At 35.6% G+C, this 18915-nt stretch carries 20 protein-coding genes; 11 read left to right on the forward strand and 9 right to left on the reverse strand.

What is annotated here, in order from left to right:
* The 3 genes from ACY65O_RS12305 to ACY65O_RS12315 form a co-directional block, all read left to right on the forward strand.
* A partial coding sequence (locus ACY65O_RS12305) for a DUF3667 domain-containing protein (RefSeq protein WP_462221153.1) occupies positions 1-951 on the forward strand: 951 nt, incomplete at its 5' end.
* A 6-nt stretch (positions 952-957) separates the two neighbouring features.
* Complete coding sequence (gene mazG, locus ACY65O_RS12310; protein WP_462221170.1) at positions 958-1773, forward strand: nucleoside triphosphate pyrophosphohydrolase; 816 nt, start codon at positions 958-960, stop codon at positions 1771-1773.
* Between the two features lie 237 nt (positions 1774-2010).
* Positions 2011-5628: a sensor histidine kinase gene (locus tag ACY65O_RS12315; RefSeq protein ID WP_462221154.1), complete on the forward strand. Its 3618-nt coding sequence runs from the start codon at positions 2011-2013 to the stop codon at positions 5626-5628.
* 76 nt (positions 5629-5704) lie between these two features.
* On the opposite strand, the gene ACY65O_RS12320 is transcribed toward ACY65O_RS12315, so the two are convergent.
* From ACY65O_RS12320 to ACY65O_RS12335, 4 genes are all read right to left on the reverse strand, one after another.
* On the reverse strand, positions 5705-6265 hold the full coding sequence (locus ACY65O_RS12320) for a GNAT family N-acetyltransferase (protein ID WP_462221155.1): 561 nt from the start codon (positions 6263-6265) through the stop codon (positions 5705-5707).
* Between the two features lie 26 nt (positions 6266-6291).
* On the reverse strand, positions 6292-6594 hold the full coding sequence (locus tag ACY65O_RS12325; protein ID WP_462221156.1) for a hypothetical protein: 303 nt from the start codon (positions 6592-6594) through the stop codon (positions 6292-6294).
* Positions 6591-7376: a 5'/3'-nucleotidase SurE gene (gene surE, locus ACY65O_RS12330; RefSeq protein ID WP_462221157.1), complete on the reverse strand. Its 786-nt coding sequence runs from the start codon at positions 7374-7376 to the stop codon at positions 6591-6593. Before surE ends, ACY65O_RS12325 begins: the two co-directional genes overlap by 4 nt.
* A 141-nt stretch (positions 7377-7517) precedes the next feature.
* Positions 7518-7982 (reverse strand): hypothetical protein, encoded by a 465-nt coding sequence (locus ACY65O_RS12335; protein WP_462221158.1) that lies wholly within the window; start codon positions 7980-7982, stop codon positions 7518-7520.
* A gap of 343 nt (positions 7983-8325) precedes the next feature.
* On the opposite strand from ACY65O_RS12335, the gene ACY65O_RS12340 reads away from it, so the two are divergent.
* The 5 genes from ACY65O_RS12340 (at position 8326) to ACY65O_RS12360 (ending at position 12960) form a co-directional block, all read left to right on the forward strand.
* Positions 8326-9078 carry an XRE family transcriptional regulator gene (locus ACY65O_RS12340; protein ID WP_462221159.1) on the forward strand — a complete coding sequence of 251 codons (753 nt, stop codon included), beginning with the start codon at positions 8326-8328 and terminating at the stop codon, positions 9076-9078.
* A 92-nt stretch (positions 9079-9170) separates the two neighbouring features.
* Positions 9171-9524 (forward strand): SnoaL-like domain-containing protein, encoded by a 354-nt coding sequence (locus tag ACY65O_RS12345; protein WP_462221160.1) that lies wholly within the window; start codon positions 9171-9173, stop codon positions 9522-9524.
* Between the two features lie 23 nt (positions 9525-9547).
* On the forward strand, positions 9548-10018 hold the full coding sequence (locus ACY65O_RS12350; protein ID WP_462221161.1) for a DinB family protein: 471 nt from the start codon (positions 9548-9550) through the stop codon (positions 10016-10018).
* Between the two features lie 159 nt (positions 10019-10177).
* Entirely contained in the window at positions 10178-10615 is a 438-nt protein-coding gene (locus ACY65O_RS12355; RefSeq protein ID WP_462221162.1) for a single-stranded DNA-binding protein, read from the forward strand.
* Positions 10616-10881: 266 nt separating this feature from the next.
* Positions 10882-12960, forward strand: a complete 2079-nt coding sequence (locus tag ACY65O_RS12360) for an ATP-binding protein (RefSeq protein WP_462221163.1) — start codon at positions 10882-10884, stop codon at positions 12958-12960.
* 107 nt (positions 12961-13067) lie between these two features.
* On the opposite strand, the gene ACY65O_RS12365 is transcribed toward ACY65O_RS12360, so the two are convergent.
* From ACY65O_RS12365 to ACY65O_RS12385, 5 genes are all read right to left on the reverse strand, one after another.
* Positions 13068-13463, reverse strand: a complete 396-nt coding sequence (locus ACY65O_RS12365) for a transposase (protein ID WP_462221171.1) — start codon at positions 13461-13463, stop codon at positions 13068-13070.
* A gap of 3 nt (positions 13464-13466) precedes the next feature.
* A complete protein-coding gene (locus tag ACY65O_RS12370; protein ID WP_462221164.1) occupies positions 13467-13589 on the reverse strand; it encodes a hypothetical protein in 123 nt (40 codons plus the stop codon).
* Positions 13590-13613: 24 nt separating this feature from the next.
* Positions 13614-13754, reverse strand: a complete 141-nt coding sequence (locus ACY65O_RS12375; protein ID WP_462221165.1) for a hypothetical protein — start codon at positions 13752-13754, stop codon at positions 13614-13616.
* Between the two features lie 6 nt (positions 13755-13760).
* Positions 13761-13910, reverse strand: coding sequence for a hypothetical protein (locus ACY65O_RS12380; protein ID WP_462221166.1), 150 nt, complete (start codon positions 13908-13910; stop codon positions 13761-13763).
* Positions 13911-14014: 104 nt separating this feature from the next.
* On the reverse strand, positions 14015-14212 hold the full coding sequence (locus tag ACY65O_RS12385) for an IS110 family transposase (protein WP_462221172.1): 198 nt from the start codon (positions 14210-14212) through the stop codon (positions 14015-14017).
* Positions 14213-14669: 457 nt separating this feature from the next.
* Between ACY65O_RS12385 and ACY65O_RS12390 the strand changes: the two genes are divergently transcribed.
* From ACY65O_RS12390 to nhaD, 3 genes are all read left to right on the forward strand, one after another.
* Positions 14670-15452, forward strand: a complete 783-nt coding sequence (locus tag ACY65O_RS12390) for a carboxylesterase family protein (protein WP_462221167.1) — start codon at positions 14670-14672, stop codon at positions 15450-15452.
* A 4-nt stretch (positions 15453-15456) separates the two neighbouring features.
* A complete protein-coding gene (gene bglX, locus ACY65O_RS12395) occupies positions 15457-17697 on the forward strand; it encodes a beta-glucosidase BglX (RefSeq protein WP_462221168.1) in 2241 nt (746 codons plus the stop codon).
* A gap of 39 nt (positions 17698-17736) precedes the next feature.
* A partial coding sequence (gene nhaD, locus ACY65O_RS12400) for a sodium:proton antiporter NhaD (protein WP_462221169.1) occupies positions 17737-18915 on the forward strand: 1179 nt, incomplete at its 3' end.

Genomic DNA, 18915 nt, shown 5'->3' on the forward strand with positions numbered 1-18915 from the left:
TGGCATTTAATTTCGCATTTTTTCCAGGATATTACTCATTTTGATGGCAAATTTTTCAGTTCTCTTAAACTATTAATTACTAAACCCGGCTTTTTACCAACAGAATATATGGTGGGCAGACGTGCAAGTTATTTAAACCCCATCAGGTTTTATGTGTTTACCTCGGCAGTATTTTTTTTAATTTTCTTTTGGTTGTACAAGTTTGACGCTGCTAAAGACATTAAGATAACTGGGGATGTAAATAAAATTCCTATTTATAAAATAAGAGCAATGGATTCAATACAATATAAAAAATTTGTTGATACACTTGCTAAAAATGACATTGCTTTGAAGTTTGCGTATGATAAACAGGAATATTTAAAATATTTGGATAGTACAGCACTTGCTGCCGCAACATTTAAAATGACTCCTTCGAAATTTAAAACCCGTAAGGAATACGATAGTGCACTGGCACATGGTAAAGACCATAACTGGATTGAGCGGCAACTGGTTTATAAACAAATTGAGATAAACGAAAAGTACAGCGGAAATCCGAAAGCTGCCATCACAGCAATGATAAATAATTTGCTTCATTCCATACCGCAAATACTCTTTATTACTTTACCGCTTTTTGCATTTTTTCTTAAAATTTTATATTCAAGGCACCCGCAATATTTTTATGTAAACCATGCCATATTTACTATACATCTTTTTGTATTTGTATTTATTAGTTTGCTGGTAATTTTTGGTATAAGTAAAATTGGTGCGGCAACCGGGGCACATTGGCTGCAATACCTGTCGGGCATATTAATTATACTTGTATTTTTTTATAATTATAAAGCCATGCGAAATTTCTATCAGCAGGGAAGAGGTAAAACAATCTTAAAACTTTTTATCCTTCAATTTGCAAACCTTATCATTGCAATTATTCTTTTTACAGCATTTACTTTTTTATCCCTTTTTAAATTATAACAATTGATGAACACAGCAGGCGAATCTTTTTTAAGATTAGTAACAATAATGAACGACTTGAGGGAAAAGTGCCCCTGGGATAAAAAGCAAACTATTGAAACTTTACGCCAGTTAACCATTGAGGAAACTTACGAGCTGGCAGATGCCATTTCGGCCAATGATTATAAAAGCATAAAAGAAGAATTGGGTGACCTGTTACTCCATATTGTTTTCTATGCAAAAATTGGAGCCGAGAAAAATGAGTTTACTTTGGATGAAGTAATAAATGGTGTTTGCGAAAAATTAATTCACCGGCATCCGCATATTTATGGAGATGTGGTTGTAGCAGACGACGAAGAAGTAAAACGAAATTGGGAAAAGTTAAAACTAAAAGAAGGTAAAAAATCTGTACTCGGCGGTGTGCCTAAAGCTTTACCATCAATGGTTAAAGCCATGCGCCTGCAGGAAAAAGCAAAGCAGGTGGGTTTTGAGTGGGATAATAAAGAACAAGTTTGGGAAAAGGTAGAAGAAGAAATGGGAGAGTTGCAGGAGGCTATTGGCAATTTGCAAGAAGCAAAGAGCAACAATTCGTCGTCAGTTGTCAGTCGTCAGTTGTCAGTTGAAGACGAATTAGGCGATGTTTTTTTCTCTTTAGTAAACTTTGCAAGGTTTTTGCAGGTAGATGCTGAAAATGCTTTGGAACGCACCAATAAAAAATTCATAAGCCGGTTCACTAAAATGGAAACTGAGGCGTTAAAAGATGGTAAGCAGTTACAGGATATGAGTTTGGAGGAAATGGATGCTATTTGGAACAGGATAAAAAAAATGAATAATGAGCAATGAGCAATGAGCAATGTATAGGGATTGCAAGCTATAAACTAATCAACTAATAAACTAATCAACCAATTAACTAATTAACCAGTAAACCAATTAACCAATAAACCCACTTTTCTGCAAAAATTTAAAACCATCTGGAGCTTTTTATATAAAAACAGTTACCTGCTGGTAATTGCAGGCTGGTTAATTACCATATCTTTTATTATAGATAATTACTGGAGTGATAATTCTTCGGTTAATTCGGTGCAAAAAAAAATTGAAACTTATATTCACCAGCAGGAAAAAAATTTTAAAATACTCAGCAACGATACCCTGTTGCTTACTAAACTTTCTGTAAAAAATTACGACGAAATTTTTTTACAATCCCTTACGCAAAAAAAATATTTTTTTTATCTGTACCAGCTAACTGATGCAGCACAATACGAATCATTATTTTGGAACACACAGGCAGTACAACCAGGCGATGCATTATTGTACAGTGCCGACAGTTCGGGCTTTGTGCAGTTGCCCAATGGCTATTATGTATGGCATAAAGTAAATATTGGGCAGGGCCTGGTAGTAGCATTAATACCGGTACAATGGAATTACGTAATAACCAACGAATACCTGAAAAACACTTTTGCCATTGGCGAAGAAATAGAAAATAATTACGAAATCTCTCTCGATTCAGGTGCAGTATCGGTAAAATCTTTAAATGGCAATCACTTATTTTATCTTTCAAAAATCCCCGGTACAATCATTCCAAAAAATAATATTGTTTCTGTTTGGTTGCGTATTTTGGGAACGTTTTTTATAATGTTATTTATACATTTTTGTGCGGTATATATTTCTATGCACAGCCGTTTGTGGAAGGCAACTTTATTTTTAATTATAATTGTTTTAGGGCTCCGTATTGTAAGTTATTATTTTCCCCTGCCGTTAAACTTCCGGCAGTTCGAATTGTTTGACCCTTCGGTGTATGGTTCCAGTTTTGTGCTTCGGTCGCTGGGGGATCTGTTAATTAATGCGGTATTATTTGTATGGATAATTTTATTTATCCGCCAGCAACTGCAGGAAAAAAAATACACCATTGCCCTGAGATTTCATGTGGTGAAATGGTTATTGCTGGCAGTAGTAGCTATATTATTTATTACAGCAACTTACGTTTGCGGCCACATCTTACGCAGTATGGTAGCCGATTCGCAAATTTCTTTTGATGTAATTAATTTTTTTACACTTAATATTTACAGCATTATAGGTTTTGTAGTGTTATGTTGTATTGCCATTGGTTATTTTGTACTGGGCCAAATTTTAATGTACCTGCTGCGTCCAATGTTTCCTGAAAATTTTATTGCATTATATATTATTGTTGCAGTTGCAGGGCTTACTTTTTTAACCATAGGCTTTAATATTGCCATTGTTACTTTTGAGTTATACCTGTTGATATGGCTGCTGTTATTTTTAATTTTACTCAGCAACAATTATCTTGCTTTACTAACCGCAGGCATTTCATCATCACGTTTGGTTTTTTGGCTGTTCTTTTTTTCATTGTCAATAATGGCGGTAATTGTACACCATAATAATATAAAAGAACTCAGTAACCGTAAAAAATACGCCGAAACACTTTCTACCAAGGCTGATCCTTCAAGCGAAAGACTGATGAATACACTGCTTACCGATTTTAGAAATGAAGTAATTGCAAATAATTTTTATAAATTAAAAAAAGATTCTACCAACCAGGCATTTAAAGACAGTTTGGTAAATGGAAATTTTTCCAGTTACAATAATAAATACGAAACCAAAATTTATTCGTTTGATGCCAACGAAAAGCCACTGTTTAATATAGATTCATCGGGCTTTAATGAATTGAATACTATTTTAAATACACAGGGCAGGCCGACTAATATTGCTGATTTATATTATTACGACGAAGCTTACGACCGCTATACTTATATCAGCCGCAAAAATGTAGTAGATACAGGCGGTAAAACATTGGGCTATATATTTATTTTAGCAAGATCAAAAAAATACAAATCAGATGCTTTATATCCTGAATTATTTTCCCGTGGAAATGAAAATGCAATAGAAAATTCATCAGTATATGCATTTGCCGTGTATAATAATTTGCAATTGGTAAGCAATCATAATGATTATGCCTTTGCAACAAAACTTAACCGGCAACAAGTACCCAAAGAAGAATTTGAAACAAAAACAAAAAATGGTTACGACGAGTTATGGTATAAAGCAGGCCCGGGCAATGTGGTAGTTATTGTAAAGCAGGATAATTTTTTAATAGAAGCCATCACATTGTTCTCTTATTTATTTTGCGCTTTTTTATTGGTCACGGCTATTTTTTGGCTGATAAATATTTTCATCCGTTCCAGGTTAAATAAAAGTCAGTTAAAAACTTACTGGCAGTTAAGCATCCGTAATCAAATACATGGTACGGTAATTTTTATCAGTATTCTTTCTTTTCTTGTAATTGGTATAGCTACTATTTTATTTTTTATTAAACGGTACGAAAATAATAACCGGGAGCGCCTGAGCCGCACTATTCATGTAATGGAAAATGAAGTGCGTACATCTCTTTCAGAATTATCTGTTTTTGATGATGTAGTAAAAATTTACGATGAAGGGTTTAAAAAGGAACTGGAAAAAACTATTATAAAAATTTCTGAAATTCATGTGGCCGATATCAACCTGTACGATCTGGAAGGCAACCTCAGGGTTTCCTCATTACCATTGCCTTACAACAAAGGTATTGTAAGTACAAAGATGGATCCTGTTGCTTACTACCATCTTAATAAACAAAAAGAAGTACAGTATTTTAAAGAAGAAAAAATTGGCACATTAAAATTTGTAAGCAATTATGTGCCTGTAATTGATGAAACAGGAAGAGAGTATGCCTATCTTAACATTCCTTATTTTACTTCGCAAAGCAAATTAAAATTAGAGATCGCTAATTTTTTAGTAACCATCATTAACCTAAATGCATTTATATTTTTAATTGCCGGTATTGTGGCATTGTTTATTACCAACCGTATTACCCGTTCTTTTTCTTTTATCAGCAATAAAATGAAAGAAGTTAATTTGGGTAAGATGAATGAAATGATTGACTGGAAACGCAATGACGAAATTGGCGAGCTGGTAAAAGAATATAACAAGATGGTGGGTAAATTAGATGCCAGTGCCAATGCCCTTGCAAAAAGTGAAAGAGAAGGTGCCTGGCGGGAAATGGCAAGGCAGGTGGCGCATGAAATAAAAAATCCACTTACACCCATGAAGCTGAGCTTACAATACCTGCAAAAAGCAATACTTAATGATAGTGATAATGTAAAAGACCTTACTAAAAGTGTAGCGCAAACTTTGGTAGAGCAAATAGATCACTTAAATCAAATTGCAGGTGAGTTTAGCCAGTTTGCAAATATTGGTAACCCACGCAACGAAATTTTTGATTTACACGAAGTGCTTTATACCGTTACACAGTTGTATGCAATAAATGATAAAGTGCAGTTAGATTGTACACCATTGCCACATCCCATTTTAATTAATGCCGACCGTACCCATATCAACCGTTTATTTACCAATCTTATTCAAAATGCTATACAGGCAGTGCCCGAAGATAAAATTGCCATAATTGAAGTGGAAGAAGAATTGCGGGGCAATAAAATTTTAGTAAAAGTAAAAGATAACGGGTTGGGCATAGCCGAAGATATGCGGTCGAAAATATTTACACCTAATTTTACAACCAAAACTTCCGGTACCGGTTTGGGACTTGCCATGTGCAAAGGAATTGTAGAGCAATGCAAAGGCGAAATATGGTTTCAAACAATTGCAGGTAAAGGTTCTACATTTTATGTGGAGTTGCCGGTAAAACTGTGAGGTTTTGTAACACTGTACAATTGCAATAATAATTGCTGCTGTAAAAGTTTTTAAATTTTAATACCCTTCATAAACCTCACAGGTTTTGCTCATTTCTTCTAAGCACATAAACCGCATATCCCTTCATTGCCTCATCATACTCTTCCTTATATTTTTCAGAGGTATCAATTTTAAAATCATTCTTCTCCAATAATTTTATGGAGGCAATATTTGTTGCCAAAGTAGAGGCCGTAATAGTTTTAATTTTCATGTTTGCAAATCCAAAATTAATTACAGCAGTAATAGCTTCCTGCATTATGCCTTTACCATGATAATCGGGTAAAAGTTCGTACCCAATTTCTGCAGTATCATCTACGGCAACAATATTCCAGTAACAGATAGTGCCAATTAACTGGTTTGTTTCTTGCAAAGCAATTACCCAGTAAATTGATTGGTTATTGCTGATGCTGTTATTTATTTTATCAATAAACAACAGGGCTTCTTCAGCAGAAGTTGTTTTTACTCTTTCTAAATATTTGTTTACTGTTTCGTTGCTGCGGAGTGCAGCAATAGCGTCAGCATCGGCAATAGTTAATGGTCTTAAAACTAAACGTCTTGTTTTTAAATAAGGAAAAGGGGAGAAGTTTAGTTGAAGCATTGTTCAATAAATAAAATATAAAAACTCTACCCAAATGTTTTTAAACTCAATGCTGTTAATGCATAAATAATTGTAGCAGCAAAAATACCTTTGGCAGTTTTGTCAATGTTTGAATTAATATAAATAGTAAACAAAATTGCATTGGCCAGCAAACAAAGGCTGATGGCAATTGTAAGCATGCGGTGCCCGGGTTCCATTATTATATACTGTAACGCTTCGCCATAATTAAGCGGTCCCAGTTTTTTATATTTAAAAACGGCAAAACCAATAAATGGTGCAATAAGCCCCATCACAAATCCAAAAATAAAATTGTCTTTTTTAAATATCATTTTAAAAATTTATTTTTTTCTAATTGTTTTTTTAAGGTGTAATTGGTAAGGTCGAATTGCACCGGCACCACGCTGACATAACCATTTTTTAAAGCCCACACATCGGTGTCTTTTCCTTTATCAAAATTTAAAAATTCGCCGGTAAGCCAGTAATAATTTTTTCCGTGAGGGTCTTTACGTTCATTAAAATCTTCTTTGTATTTAGCATCGGCCTGGCGGCAAACTTTTACACCTTTAATTTTTGCAGCAGGTAATTTAGGGATGTTAACATTCAGCAGCAAACGGTTTTCTTTATTATTATTAAGCACCCATTTGGCAATATTAAAAACATATTCCCTTGCTGCAGAAAAATCGGCCTCAAAACTGTAATCTAATAAAGAAAACCCAATGCTCGGTATGCTTTCAATAGCCGCTTCCATTGCCGCACTCATGGTACCGCTGTACAATACATTTATAGAATGATTGGCACCATGGTTAATGCCGCTGAGGCATAAATCGGGTTTGCGGTGCAATACTTTATCAACTGCAAGTTTAACACAATCCACAGGGGTGCCGCTGGTTTGCCATGCCTCCACTTCGCCAAACATATTTTCTACTTTATTCAGCCGCAGTGGTGTACCAATAGTTATGGCGTGGCCCATGCCGCTTTGTGGTTTATCGGGTGCCACCACTACCACTTTGCCCAGGCCTTTTACTGCTTCTACTAAATTTTTTATACCCGGCGCAGTAATACCATCATCGTTGGTAATTAAAATAACGGGTTGTTGTTTTTTTGCTGGCATTAATTGATTTAAGATTTGTGATTTACGATTTCAGATTTTGAAATGCATATTTTTTATAAAAATAATTACTGTTCTGGCTTTAAAATCCTAATTCCAAACCTGCCTGTCGGCAGACAGGTATCCAATTCCAAATTCTTTTATTTAAAATTGAGGAAACCATTGCCTTGCAATACCCGCTGCTTTAAAAGGCCACGGTATCATGGCAATAATAATTACAATGGCTAAACCAAAATAAATTAAACTGCGTTTATGTTTTTGTGCATCAATAGCGCTTCTTTTAACCATGCTGCGGCCAATATGTACCAGCAGCCATGCAATAATCATCATCAGTGCATGCTCCACTGCAAAAAAACGTTCCATAGGGTTTTTCATTACTTCACCCATACTGCTTTTTACCCTGTCGAACCACATGCCATTAAAATATAAAACCAATCCAATCAGCAATTGAATATCGCAAAAGGTCATAAATAATAAATTGGTTCTGTTATCGCCGGCAGTAAAACTTCTTTTACTAAACACGCCGGTTAGGGCATTAAGCAACGTCCATAAACCAAATAACAAAACGGCCCATCTTAAAATATTGTGTGCTGTTAAAAAATAGTTCATAAAAATTTATTTGTTACAAAAATAAGGTAACTGCTGCTAAACTTATTTTCAATTTTTGGGGGCCGCCATTTGTTCTATGTGCAACTACGGTGGCGTCGCACTCTTCAACAGTAAATCTCTAGTCATCTTTTATCTAAGCGTAAATTGATCTCCACTATTTTGGATTACAACGTCACAATTTATTTCACATCACAACATAATTTTATACTTAAAATAAATCTTCTCGTCATCACATCGGTGTCAAAACATTCTGTGCTTCCGTGCCTCCGTGGCAATTCCCAAAAAATAAATTTGTTCAAACTAAAATTATTAGTATATTTGTACTAATCAAATTAGTTGCACTATGTCAGTAGCCGGTCAAAACCTAAAATACTTACGCAAACTCCGTGGATGGACACAGGAGGAATTTGCCAACAAACTCGGTATTAAACGTTCTTTAATTGGAGCCTACGAAGAAGAACGTGCCGACCCCCGTTTGGATGTATTGGAAATTATTGCCGATATGTTTAAACTTAGTTTGGATGAATTGTTTTTAAAAGATTTAAGCAATACGGGCAGCAGTTACCTTGCCAAACGGCGACAGCAAAAAATGATGAGTGCTGATAGAAATATCATTCATTTTGTACCCGTAAAAGCAGCAGCAGGTTATTTAGCCGGTTATGCCGATACGGAGTTTATAGATGAATTGAATACTTTCACTTTGCCCATGCTGAGTGGTGGCAATTACAGGGCATTCGAAATTATTGGTGATAGTATGATGCCTACACCAAGCGGCAGTATTATTGTAGGAGAAAAAGTAGATTCGCTGGAAGATATAAAAAATAATATGCCCTACATTGTGGTTAGCCGCAACGAAGGAATTGTGTATAAAAGAGTGGTAAAAAATAATAAGGCAAAAAATAAACTCACTTTAGTAAGCGATAATCCTCAATACCAGCCTTACCAGGTAAATGCAGATGATGTGGTGGAATTATGGATGGCACAGTCTGTAATAAGCAAAGTAACGGTGCAGCAGCGCTGGGATGTAAATGCTTTGGCTAATCTTGTAAATAATTTACAAGACCAGGTAAGTACCTTAAAGAAAAAGATGAATTAAAAAAGTAATTTTTTCTTTACATGCCACTCCAGTTGAAAAATGCAGGAGTGCAGTATATTACAAAAAAATTAATAACTTTTAAAATTTTTAAAATGACAACACAACAGGTAGCCGATAAATTTTATGAATTGTCGCAGCTGGGTGCTTTCGATAAAATTCAAACCGAATTATACAGCAGAGGCGCAAAAAGTATCGAACCTGCCCATGCCCCTTTTCCCAATGCAGAAGGTATTGATGCTATAATTCAAAAAGGAAAACAGTTTAATGAAACGATAGCCGAAATGCATGGTGGTTACACATCTGCCCCAATAGTTGCAGGTAATTTTTTTAGTTGTACAATGGGTATGGATGTTACGTTTAAAGGACAATCACGAACGAAGTTTGATGAAGTGGCGGTTTACGAAGTAAAAGATGGCAAAATAATTCTGGAGCAATTCTTTTTTTAATAAATAAAATAACCTGGCAGGCAATGAACGCAAAAGAATTATTGATTTTAAATTTTGAAGAAGTAAGGCGGCGCAGTATAAAAGTTTGGAAAAATATTTCGGATGATTATTTATTCTGGAGGCCCGATGCAGATGCCATGAATTGCATTGAAATGATAAGGCATGTGCTGGAAGGGGAAAATATTTATCATCATATTATTTTGCATGGCGGCGATTTGGGGGATTTTGAAAGTCCGTTAAAGACCAATCCATTCAATTCAATTGATGATGAGTTGAAAAATGCCCAGCCTTACCGGGAGAAATTTTTAAAAATGATCCATGGCTTTACAACAAAAGAACTGGATGAAATGTATATAACCCGTAAACAATTGGGGCAGCACCGTAAATTGGGAGATTATTTATTACGCATTGCCTATCACGAAGCGGTGCATACCGGCCAGTTATTAGATTATTTAAGAACAACTAAAACGGCGAGGCCAAAAATTTGGGATTAAAAATAAAATGGATTAAATAATTAAAGCTTTTAGCACTCTGCAAAACATATGCTTATAAAAAAATAAACATAATGTTTGAAACTTGGGAATAACGGTTTCTTTTAAATTCATAATTTTATACAACACAGATACATCGGTTAACATTTAAAAAACACAATTATGATCAAATTACAGGTTATCGGCAATCTTGGTAAAGATTGTATCGTTAAAGAAATCAACGGCAAAAGCGTTATTAATTTCAGCGTTGCTCATTCGGAGCGCTACAAAGATGCACAGGGCAATCAAAAAGAAAGAACCACCTGGGTGGAATGTGCTTACTGGACGGATAAAACTGCAGTAGCGCAATACCTTACCAAAGGAAGAACAGTTTTTGCTGAAGGCTCACCCGAAGCAGATGCTTACACCAACAAAGAAGGACAGGCTGCGGCAACGTTACGCATGAGGGTGCAGACGGTGCAGCTTTTAGGTGGTAACAGCGAAAGCCAGGGTGCAAATACCGGCAACGTAAGCCATGCAACAGCAGCACCAACTACAGTGCAGCCAGTTGTAAGAACCTCTCCTGATAATGTACCGGCAACGGATGATTTGCCATTTTAATTAAATGAAATTTTATAACGACGCAATTTTTTTGCGTCGTTTTTTATTCTTGAAAAAATCTGTAAAAGTAATTTTTGATTACGGGCATTTTTTTTCAATTTGACTTCATTGGCGACGCTCCATTCAACTGTATACCATTGGGTAACTTTAATTATGTTTTATTAATAGCCCGTATTAAGTTTTTTAAATAGAAGATACTGTACTTTCAAAATTCACACCCATAAAAATTATTAGCAGCAAATGCATTAAGTTTGTGCTACTTACAAATGAAACTTCTACTATCCGCCCTTTTTATTTTCTTCAGTTTTTGTAGTGTAGCGCAGCAAAAAAAAATTGACAGCCTCCTTACTGTAAATGGCAATTACAAAAAAGAAGATTCCATAAAAGTTATTTACCTCAGCAACGTTTTTAAAGAATACTGCAGGCTGAATAATTTAGAAAAGCTAAAAGAGTTTTCCGGCAAAGCAATTGAAGTTGCACAAAAATTACCACAATCATATTCTTTAACCAAAATCTACTTTCGCCTGGGGCTTTGCTACCATGGTAAATCTATGTACCTGCAGGCAATAGACAGTTACAACAAGGGCATTGCTGTAGCCAATAAAAGAAAGGATAAAAATAGTGCTGCTGGCTTTTACTTAAATCTTAGTGCGTTATATCAGACTATACCTGATTATACAAAAGCACTTGAAGCCAGTGATAGTGCTGTAAATCTTTTTAATCAAATTGGAGAAAAGGATCAGGTAAGCAGTTGTTATATGAACATAGGTTCAATTTACAACGATTTACAAAAACCCGTGCAGGCTGTGGCTTATATACAAAAAGCACTTGCTGTTTTTATAAAAGCAGATGAAGGAATTAACTATGGTGTAAGTTCCGCATACCAGGGCATTGCCAGCAGTTACAGTAAAGCTTCCGATGCAGAATTAATTACACTTGGTGTTGCGCCGGCAGAAAAATATCAGCAAAGTCTTATCCTTTTATTTAAAGCATTACAAGTGGCAGAAGCAGTCGGCGATGCAGCCTCCACACAAATTGCGCCACTGCATAACGATATAGGAAAAACCTATGAAAAGATGGATAACGGAAAACTTGCCTTAGCATATTATCAAAAGGCATTAATACGCTACAATCAAACTTCCGAAGATAAAAATAGTATTGCTGATATTCTTTTTTCGATGGGAAATTTTTATGCTGATAAAAAAAATTACGACAGCAGTTTATATTATTTAAATAAGAGTTTGCAAATTGGTAAAGAAAATAAATTATTACTGATACAGCAGCAGGCATTGGAAAAAATAAGCAATGTTTATGAAAAAACCGGGAAGTTTGAAAATGCTATTATTTTTTACAAAGATTTCATCAAAGTAAAAGAAGAAATTATAGATGCTGAAAAAGAAAAAGAAATTACCCGTAAACAATTGCAAATTGATTTTGCCATTAAAGAAAACGATTACAAATTAGTGCAGCAGGTAAGCGATGGAAAATTAAAGCAGCAGCAATTACAAATTAGTTTAGATAAAAAAGTAAAAATATTTTTGGCTGTTGCTATTGTGCTGGCATTAATTATAGGGGGCCTAATTTATTATGACCGCCGTAAAACAAAAAAATTAAATGCCCTCATCAACCAACAAAAAGCCGAACTGGAAAAACTGGGCAACGTAAAAGATAAAATATTCAGTGTGGTAAGTCATGATATGAGGGCGCCGGTAAATTCACTCATATCTTTTATGAATATTTTAGAAGAAGGAAACATTGCACCAGAGAAATTAAATTTATATGCTAAAGATTTAAAGCAAAATCTTAGCTACACTTCTTCGCTAATGAATAATTTGCTTAACTGGGCAGCATCGCAAATGCAGGGCTTTAAACCGGTAATAGAAAATTTTGATGTATCGGCTGTGGTAACCGAAGTAGCCAATACACTACAGCATCACTGGCAGCAAAAAAATGTACTTATAAAAAATAATATTACCCCCAATACTATTATAAATGCAGATGTAAATATGACGGCTGCAATTTTGCGTAATCTTATGAGCAATGCTGTAAAATATTCTTTTAAAGAAAGTGCTGTTACTGTTACTGCCGAACAGGATGAAGCAGGTTGGAATATTTTAGTACAGGATGCAGGCACAGGAATGCAGCCTGGCCAACTTGAAGCGTTCAACAGCAACGCACAACATCAAACAGAAAGTAAAAGAGGAACGGCCAACGAAAAAGGTACAGGGCTTGGTTTATTATTATGCAAAACATTTACCCTGCAAATGGGTGGTAAAATAACTGCGTATACAAAAGACAAAGGCACCACTTTTAAAATTTGGCTACCCGAAAATAATACCAATTAAAACATTGAAATATGCTGTCAGCCTTGAGGCGCTAATAACACCTTACGCACACTTTTGTATTTCAGTAAGTTGCATATCATGTTTTTTAGCCAGCTTTTTTAAGAATGTTATTTCTTTTTGTTTTTTTTTTGTTCTTCATATTTTTTAATTCCGTACTCCACATATTCATTTCCTTCAGTTATGCTATCGTAAAAAGCCTCTGCTACTTTTCTTGCTCCTGCTTTACAGGCTACTGATGCGCCTCTTTTAATTTTTAAGTTTCTTATAAACTGCCCTATTGCTATAAATTTACTGTTCTTCAGCGATTGCGCTACTTCTTTAAAAATTTGCCCTGCTTTCTTACAGGGGGATTGCTTTACAAACTTGCTCGACTTGCCACTTTGATTGCGCCCAGGTGATAAACTGCACCAACTCACAAAATGTTTTCTTGTTTCAAAGCGGCTCATATCTATTCCTGTTTCTCCCGGCAAACGCAACAAAGTATAGTTATTTATACCCGATATCCTTTATACATCTACTCCATACAATTTTACCAGCGTATCCTGTAAGCCATCTATTTTTGGTTTGTGGTGGCGTACAGGTTTTTCTTTGTTCGGTTTATAATCTATCAACTCTTTTTCTTTAGTCAACTCATTAAGTAATGCAGTAATGACTTAATCTATTTGTGCTATTCGTTTTTCATGATCTTCCCACAACTCTATATTTTTACTTAGCATAAATAACCAGGTATTATTATAATTTGCTTCTAAAGTTTTTTTTACCGCATCTGTTTTATTCTTTACTATTTTTATCACACAGGGTTAATAATTCTTCGCATCTCTTTCTCCGCCTGTAATTGCCTTTAACATTTTCATGCGACTGGCTTCATGTATCTGGCTTATTGCGTACCCTATTTTTATATTCATCAATTCTAAACATTTATACATTTTGTTTACATAAGTTGCTCTCATATCAATTATATCTAAACGCTCCCTTACCAAAAACGCAATTCATATAATTTTCCTGCGGTTATAAAACTTTATTTAGTTATGCCTGCAGAAAATATTTTTTGTATCTACTTACAATCATTTACATCTGTTTTCCTGCCTTTGCGTTGCTTTATCTCTGCAGGATTTATAAAGGATACTTTAAGTCCCGAAGCTTCCAGCATATTATAAAACGCAATGCAATAAACACCGGTAGCTTCTATGGCCACTCTGCTCACTTTTTCATTAAGCAGGTATTCAATACATTTCCTGTAATCAGCGTGCAGGTGCCAAAACTTTCTACCTTTACGCCATCAACAGATACATAAATCATTTCGCTGCCAACATCAATGCCTGCGGTTCATTCATAAACCTGTTCAAAATGATTTCCTTTTTCATAATTTTACATTTAATGATTATAAAAAAATAATCTGTGGCTTACAAAACAAAATAGTCTATAAGCTGCTATAGAGGAATCACTACTTGTAAACAAATAGCTTATCACTAAAATGAACTGCAAAAATTCTTTGAAGCAAAGCTCAAACGCATGGATTGCACCACTAATTGGAGTACTGCTGTTCTGCCACAGATTACTTATTCTCAAAGTAAATGTATTGCTGTTCTTTAGTGTCATTATCAAAGAGCGTAGAAATTTCTTTTATGAGTGCCTTAGGATGACAACTTTTTTCTAACGAAAAGCTGTGCATGTTGTAACATTTATTATTTCTTAAAATAAAATAAATCATGAAAAAAAATATCGTCTTATGTTTTTTCTTTTTTGCTGCCATCAGTTTTAATTATGCACAGGATAAATCACTCTATCAAAAATATATTTTCATAAAAGGCACCGATACTTTGCCTTACCGGTTATTACTCCCTGAAAATTATGATGCGACAAAAAAATATCCACTGATACTTTTTTTACACGGTGCTGGTGAACGGGGTAATGATAACGAAGCACAACTAATGCATGGCAGTAATTTATTTCTGCGTGACAGCTTACGCAAAAAATATCCTGCCATCATTCTTTTTCCGCAATGCCCTGCCAAAAGTTTCTGGAGCAATGTGGCCATAAAAAATAATGCAGCAGGAAAAAGAGAATTTACCTTTCAAACCGGTGGTGCACCCACTATTGCAATGGATTTATTACAGCAGTTACTTTTTAAAACTATAAAAAAATATAAGGTTAACAAAAAACAAATTTATGTTGGCGGACTTTCTATGGGTGGCATGGGTACATTTGAAATTGTAAACCGCAATCCAAAATTATTTGCAGCCGCTTTTCCCATTTGCGGCGGAGCAGATAGCGCTGCAGCACCCAATTTACAAAAAGTAAACTGGTGGGTTTTTCATGGTGCAAAGGATGATGTAGTGTTGCCCGTTTATTCTGAGCGTATTGTAAATGCATTACAAATAATACAAGCCAACGTAAAATTTACACTATATCCCGAAGCTAATCATAACAGCTGGGACAATGCGTTTGCAGAACCCGATTTAATACCATGGTTATTCTCCAACAAAAAATAAAAAAATGAAGTTTAAAAAATTTGTTCCAGTTGTTTTTATTGTATTCTTTTCAATAAATATTTTTTCATCTTCCATTGCACAACAAAAATCAATTGATGCAAAAGTAGATTCCGTTTTAAAACTGATGACACTGGATGAAAAAATTGGCCAGATGAACCAGTACAATGGCGATTGGGAAGCCACGGGCCCTATAACTAATGATGGCGATAAACAAAATCAAATTCGTAAAGGCATGGTGGGCTCCATGTTAAATGTAACAGGGGTGGAGCATACCCGTTTGTTGCAGCAAATGGCCATGCAATCACGAATGAAAATTCCATTATTATTTGGCCAGGATATTATACATGGCTATCGTACTATTTTTCCAATACCCTTAGCCGAAGCAGCAAGCTGGGATTTATTTGCTATAGAAAAAAGTGCAAGAGTTGCTGCAGTTGAAGCAAGTGCTGTTGGTGTACACTGGACGTTTGCGCCAATGGTAGATATTGCCCGTGACCCACGCTGGGGCAGGGTTATGGAAGGTGCAGGTGAAGATCCGTTTTTAGGAAGTGCCATAGCAAAAGCAAGAGTACAAGGTTTCCAGAGAAATGGATTGGGCAACACTGACGCCGTGATGGCCTGCGCCAAACATTTTGCAGCGTATGGTGCGGCTGTGGGTGGCCGTGATTACAATGCTGTGGATATGAGTCTTCGTCAATTGCACGAAATTTATTTGCCGCCTTTTAAAGCCGCACTGGATGCAGGTGCCGCAACATTTATGAATTCGTTCAACGATTTAAACGGAGTGCCAGCAACAGGTAATAAATATTTACAAAGAGATTTATTAAAAGGTCAGTGGAAATTTAAAGGCTTTGTAGTAAGCGACTGGGGCAGTGTGAGAGAAATGATCAATCATGGTTATTCAAAAAATAATTATGAAGCAGCCATGCATGCTACCAACGCCGGCAGTGATATGGATATGGAAAGCAGGAGCTATATTCAAAACTTAAAACAACTGGTAAAAGATAAAAAAGTTACTGTGGCAGTAATTGATGATGCCGTAAAAAGAATTTTAAAAAAGAAATTTGAAATGGGGTTATTTGATGATCCTTATAAATTCAGCAATATCGCAAGAGAACAACAGCAATTTAATAATGCTGCACATTTGCAGGCTTCGCAAACGATGGCAGAAAAAAGTATAGTGTTGCTGAAAAATAACAATCAATTATTGCCCTTATCTAAACAAATAAAAAATATTGCATTGATTGGGCCTTTTGTAAAAGCAGTAAGGGATAATTTAGGTTTTTGGAGTTACAGCTGGCCTGATGATACGGCAAGAGTAGTTACTCTTTACCAGGGCATACAAAATAAAGTAAGCAGCACTACAAAATTATTATACGCCAAAGGTTGCGACATTGATGACCAAAACAAAAATGGGTTTGAAGAAGCGCTTACTGCTGCAAAAGACGCTGATGTAATTATTATGAGTATGGGTGAAGCCAGCAACTGGAGTGGCGAAGCTAAAAGCCGCAGCAATATTCATTTGCCCGGCGTGCAGGAAGAGTTGATTAAAGCAATGCAGGCAACTGGTAAACCTGTTGTAGTTTTAATAAATGCAGGCCGGCCTTTAATTTTTAACTGGACGGCGGATAATGTGCCGGCCATTTTATACACGTGGTGGTTGGGTACAAAAGCAGGTGATGCAATTGCCAATGTTTTATTTGGCGATTATAATCCTTCTGCAAAATTGCCTATGAGTTTTCCAAGAACAGAGGGGCAAATTCCTATTTACTACAATCATTACAACACCGGCAGGCCTGCAGCAAATGACAGCGATGTAAATTATGTATCGGCTTATATTGATTTGCCCAACAGCCCAAAATTTTGTTTTGGTTATGGATTAAGTTATACCAGTTTTAATTACAGCGCCATCACTTTAAATAAAACAAAATTAAAAACCAATGAAAAATTAGAAGCAACCATTATCATCACCAACACCGGTAATTATGATGGGGAAGAAGTGGTGCAATTGTATATAAGAGATATGGTGGCTTCTGTTGTGCGGCCGGTAAAGGAATTAAAAGGTTTTCAAAAAATATTTTTAAAGAAAGGAGAAAGTAAGACAGTGAAATTTATAATTACTGTTGATGATTTAAAGTTTTATAATAATGAATTAAAATATGCTGCTGAGTCCGGGGCATTTAAAATATTTATTGGCACAAGCTCTGCAGAAGTAAAAGAAGTTGGTTTTATATTTGATAAATAATCTTTATTGAGTTTCAGCTTTTATAATTTATTTTGCATTATGCCATTATATACAATCATCATTCTTATCATCTTTATCACCGGTTACATAGCTATAGCATTTGAACATCCATTAAAAGTTAACAAAGCAGCTTCCGCTTTAATAACAGGTGTTTTGTGCTGGACGGTTTATATTGTTACCAGCGAAGATGTGAATGCAGTAAGTGAATCTTTATTGCATGGCTTTGGCGATATCGCCTCTATTTTATTTTTTTTACTGGGTGCTATGACGATTGTGGAACTCATCGATTCTCATAATGGGTTTGATATTATTACCCAAAAAATAACCACCACCAGTAAAAAGAAATTATTATTTATTATTGCAACAATAACTTTTTTTCTATCCGCATTGCTCGATAACTTAACCACAGCTATTGTTATGACATCGCTTTGTGTAAAATTATTAAATGAAAAAGAAGACAGGTTGTGGTTTGCAGCTATAATAATTATTGCAGCAAATTTAGGCGGTGCCTGGTCGCCGTTAGGTGATGTAACTACCACCATGCTTTGGATAGGCGGGCAGGTAACGGCATTTAATATTATCTATACTCTTTTTATTCCCTGCCTGGTTGGGGCAATTGTACCGGTACTAATTATTGCGCAAAAGTTTAAAGGCAAAATTTACCAGCCCGTTGCAGTTGAGGAAACTTCGTCGAAGCAAAAAAGTGAGGGTAAAATTATTTTGATCAGCGGTATTGGATTTTTACTTTTTGTGCCCCTGTTTAAATCGCTTACACACTTGCCCCCTTTTATGGGTATGCTGCTGGCGTTGGGTTTAATGTGGGTTATCACTACCATTATTCATAAAGATAAAAAAGCCAATTATGCAGAGCAATATACTGTTGCCCGTGCATTGCAAAAGATTGATACCCCCAGTATTTTATTTTTTCTCGGCATATTATTAGCAGTTGCTGCACTACAATCAACAGGCTTACTTAAAAATCTTGCTGATACTTTAACCATTGTTTTTAAAAACGATTATTTGATAGGCACATTTTTAGGGTTGCTTTCTGCTGTGGTGGATAATGTGCCGCTGGTTGCTGCCGCACAGGGCATGTACGATTTAAATACTTATCCCACCGATCATCCGTTTTGGGAATTTTTAGCACTCACCACCGGCAGCGGCGGCAGTGCCATCATAATTGGTTCGGCAGCAGGTGTTGCTGTAATGGGTATTGAG

It is taken from the genome of Ferruginibacter sp. (assembly GCF_031430955.1).
In the GTDB taxonomy this organism is placed as follows: domain Bacteria; phylum Bacteroidota; class Bacteroidia; order Chitinophagales; family Chitinophagaceae; genus Ferruginibacter.

What these genes read in the sequence shown, in the direction of transcription:
- surE (WP_462221157.1), bottom strand. Translation starts at nt 7,376, where the DNA reads ATGCCAGCAAAAAAACAACAACCCGTTATTTTAATTACCAACGATGAT.
- ACY65O_RS12335 (WP_462221158.1), bottom strand. Translation starts at nt 7,982, where the DNA reads ATGAACTATTTTTTAACAGCACACAATATTTTAAGATGGGCCGTTTTG.
- ACY65O_RS12380 (WP_462221166.1), bottom strand. Translation starts at nt 13,910, where the DNA reads ATGAGAGCAACTTATGTAAACAAAATGTATAAATGTTTAGAATTGATG.
- ACY65O_RS12340 (WP_462221159.1), top strand. Translation starts at nt 8,326, where the DNA reads ATGTCAGTAGCCGGTCAAAACCTAAAATACTTACGCAAACTCCGTGGA.
- ACY65O_RS12350 (WP_462221161.1), top strand. Translation starts at nt 9,548, where the DNA reads ATGAACGCAAAAGAATTATTGATTTTAAATTTTGAAGAAGTAAGGCGG.
- mazG (WP_462221170.1), top strand. Translation starts at nt 958, where the DNA reads ATGAACACAGCAGGCGAATCTTTTTTAAGATTAGTAACAATAATGAAC.
- ACY65O_RS12320 (WP_462221155.1), bottom strand. Translation starts at nt 6,265, where the DNA reads ATGCTTCAACTAAACTTCTCCCCTTTTCCTTATTTAAAAACAAGACGT.
- ACY65O_RS12345 (WP_462221160.1), top strand. Translation starts at nt 9,171, where the DNA reads ATGACAACACAACAGGTAGCCGATAAATTTTATGAATTGTCGCAGCTG.
- bglX (WP_462221168.1), top strand. Translation starts at nt 15,457, where the DNA reads ATGAAGTTTAAAAAATTTGTTCCAGTTGTTTTTATTGTATTCTTTTCA.
- ACY65O_RS12390 (WP_462221167.1), top strand. Translation starts at nt 14,670, where the DNA reads ATGAAAAAAAATATCGTCTTATGTTTTTTCTTTTTTGCTGCCATCAGT.
- ACY65O_RS12325 (WP_462221156.1), bottom strand. Translation starts at nt 6,594, where the DNA reads ATGATATTTAAAAAAGACAATTTTATTTTTGGATTTGTGATGGGGCTT.
- ACY65O_RS12355 (WP_462221162.1), top strand. Translation starts at nt 10,178, where the DNA reads ATGATCAAATTACAGGTTATCGGCAATCTTGGTAAAGATTGTATCGTT.
- ACY65O_RS12360 (WP_462221163.1), top strand. Translation starts at nt 10,882, where the DNA reads ATGAAACTTCTACTATCCGCCCTTTTTATTTTCTTCAGTTTTTGTAGT.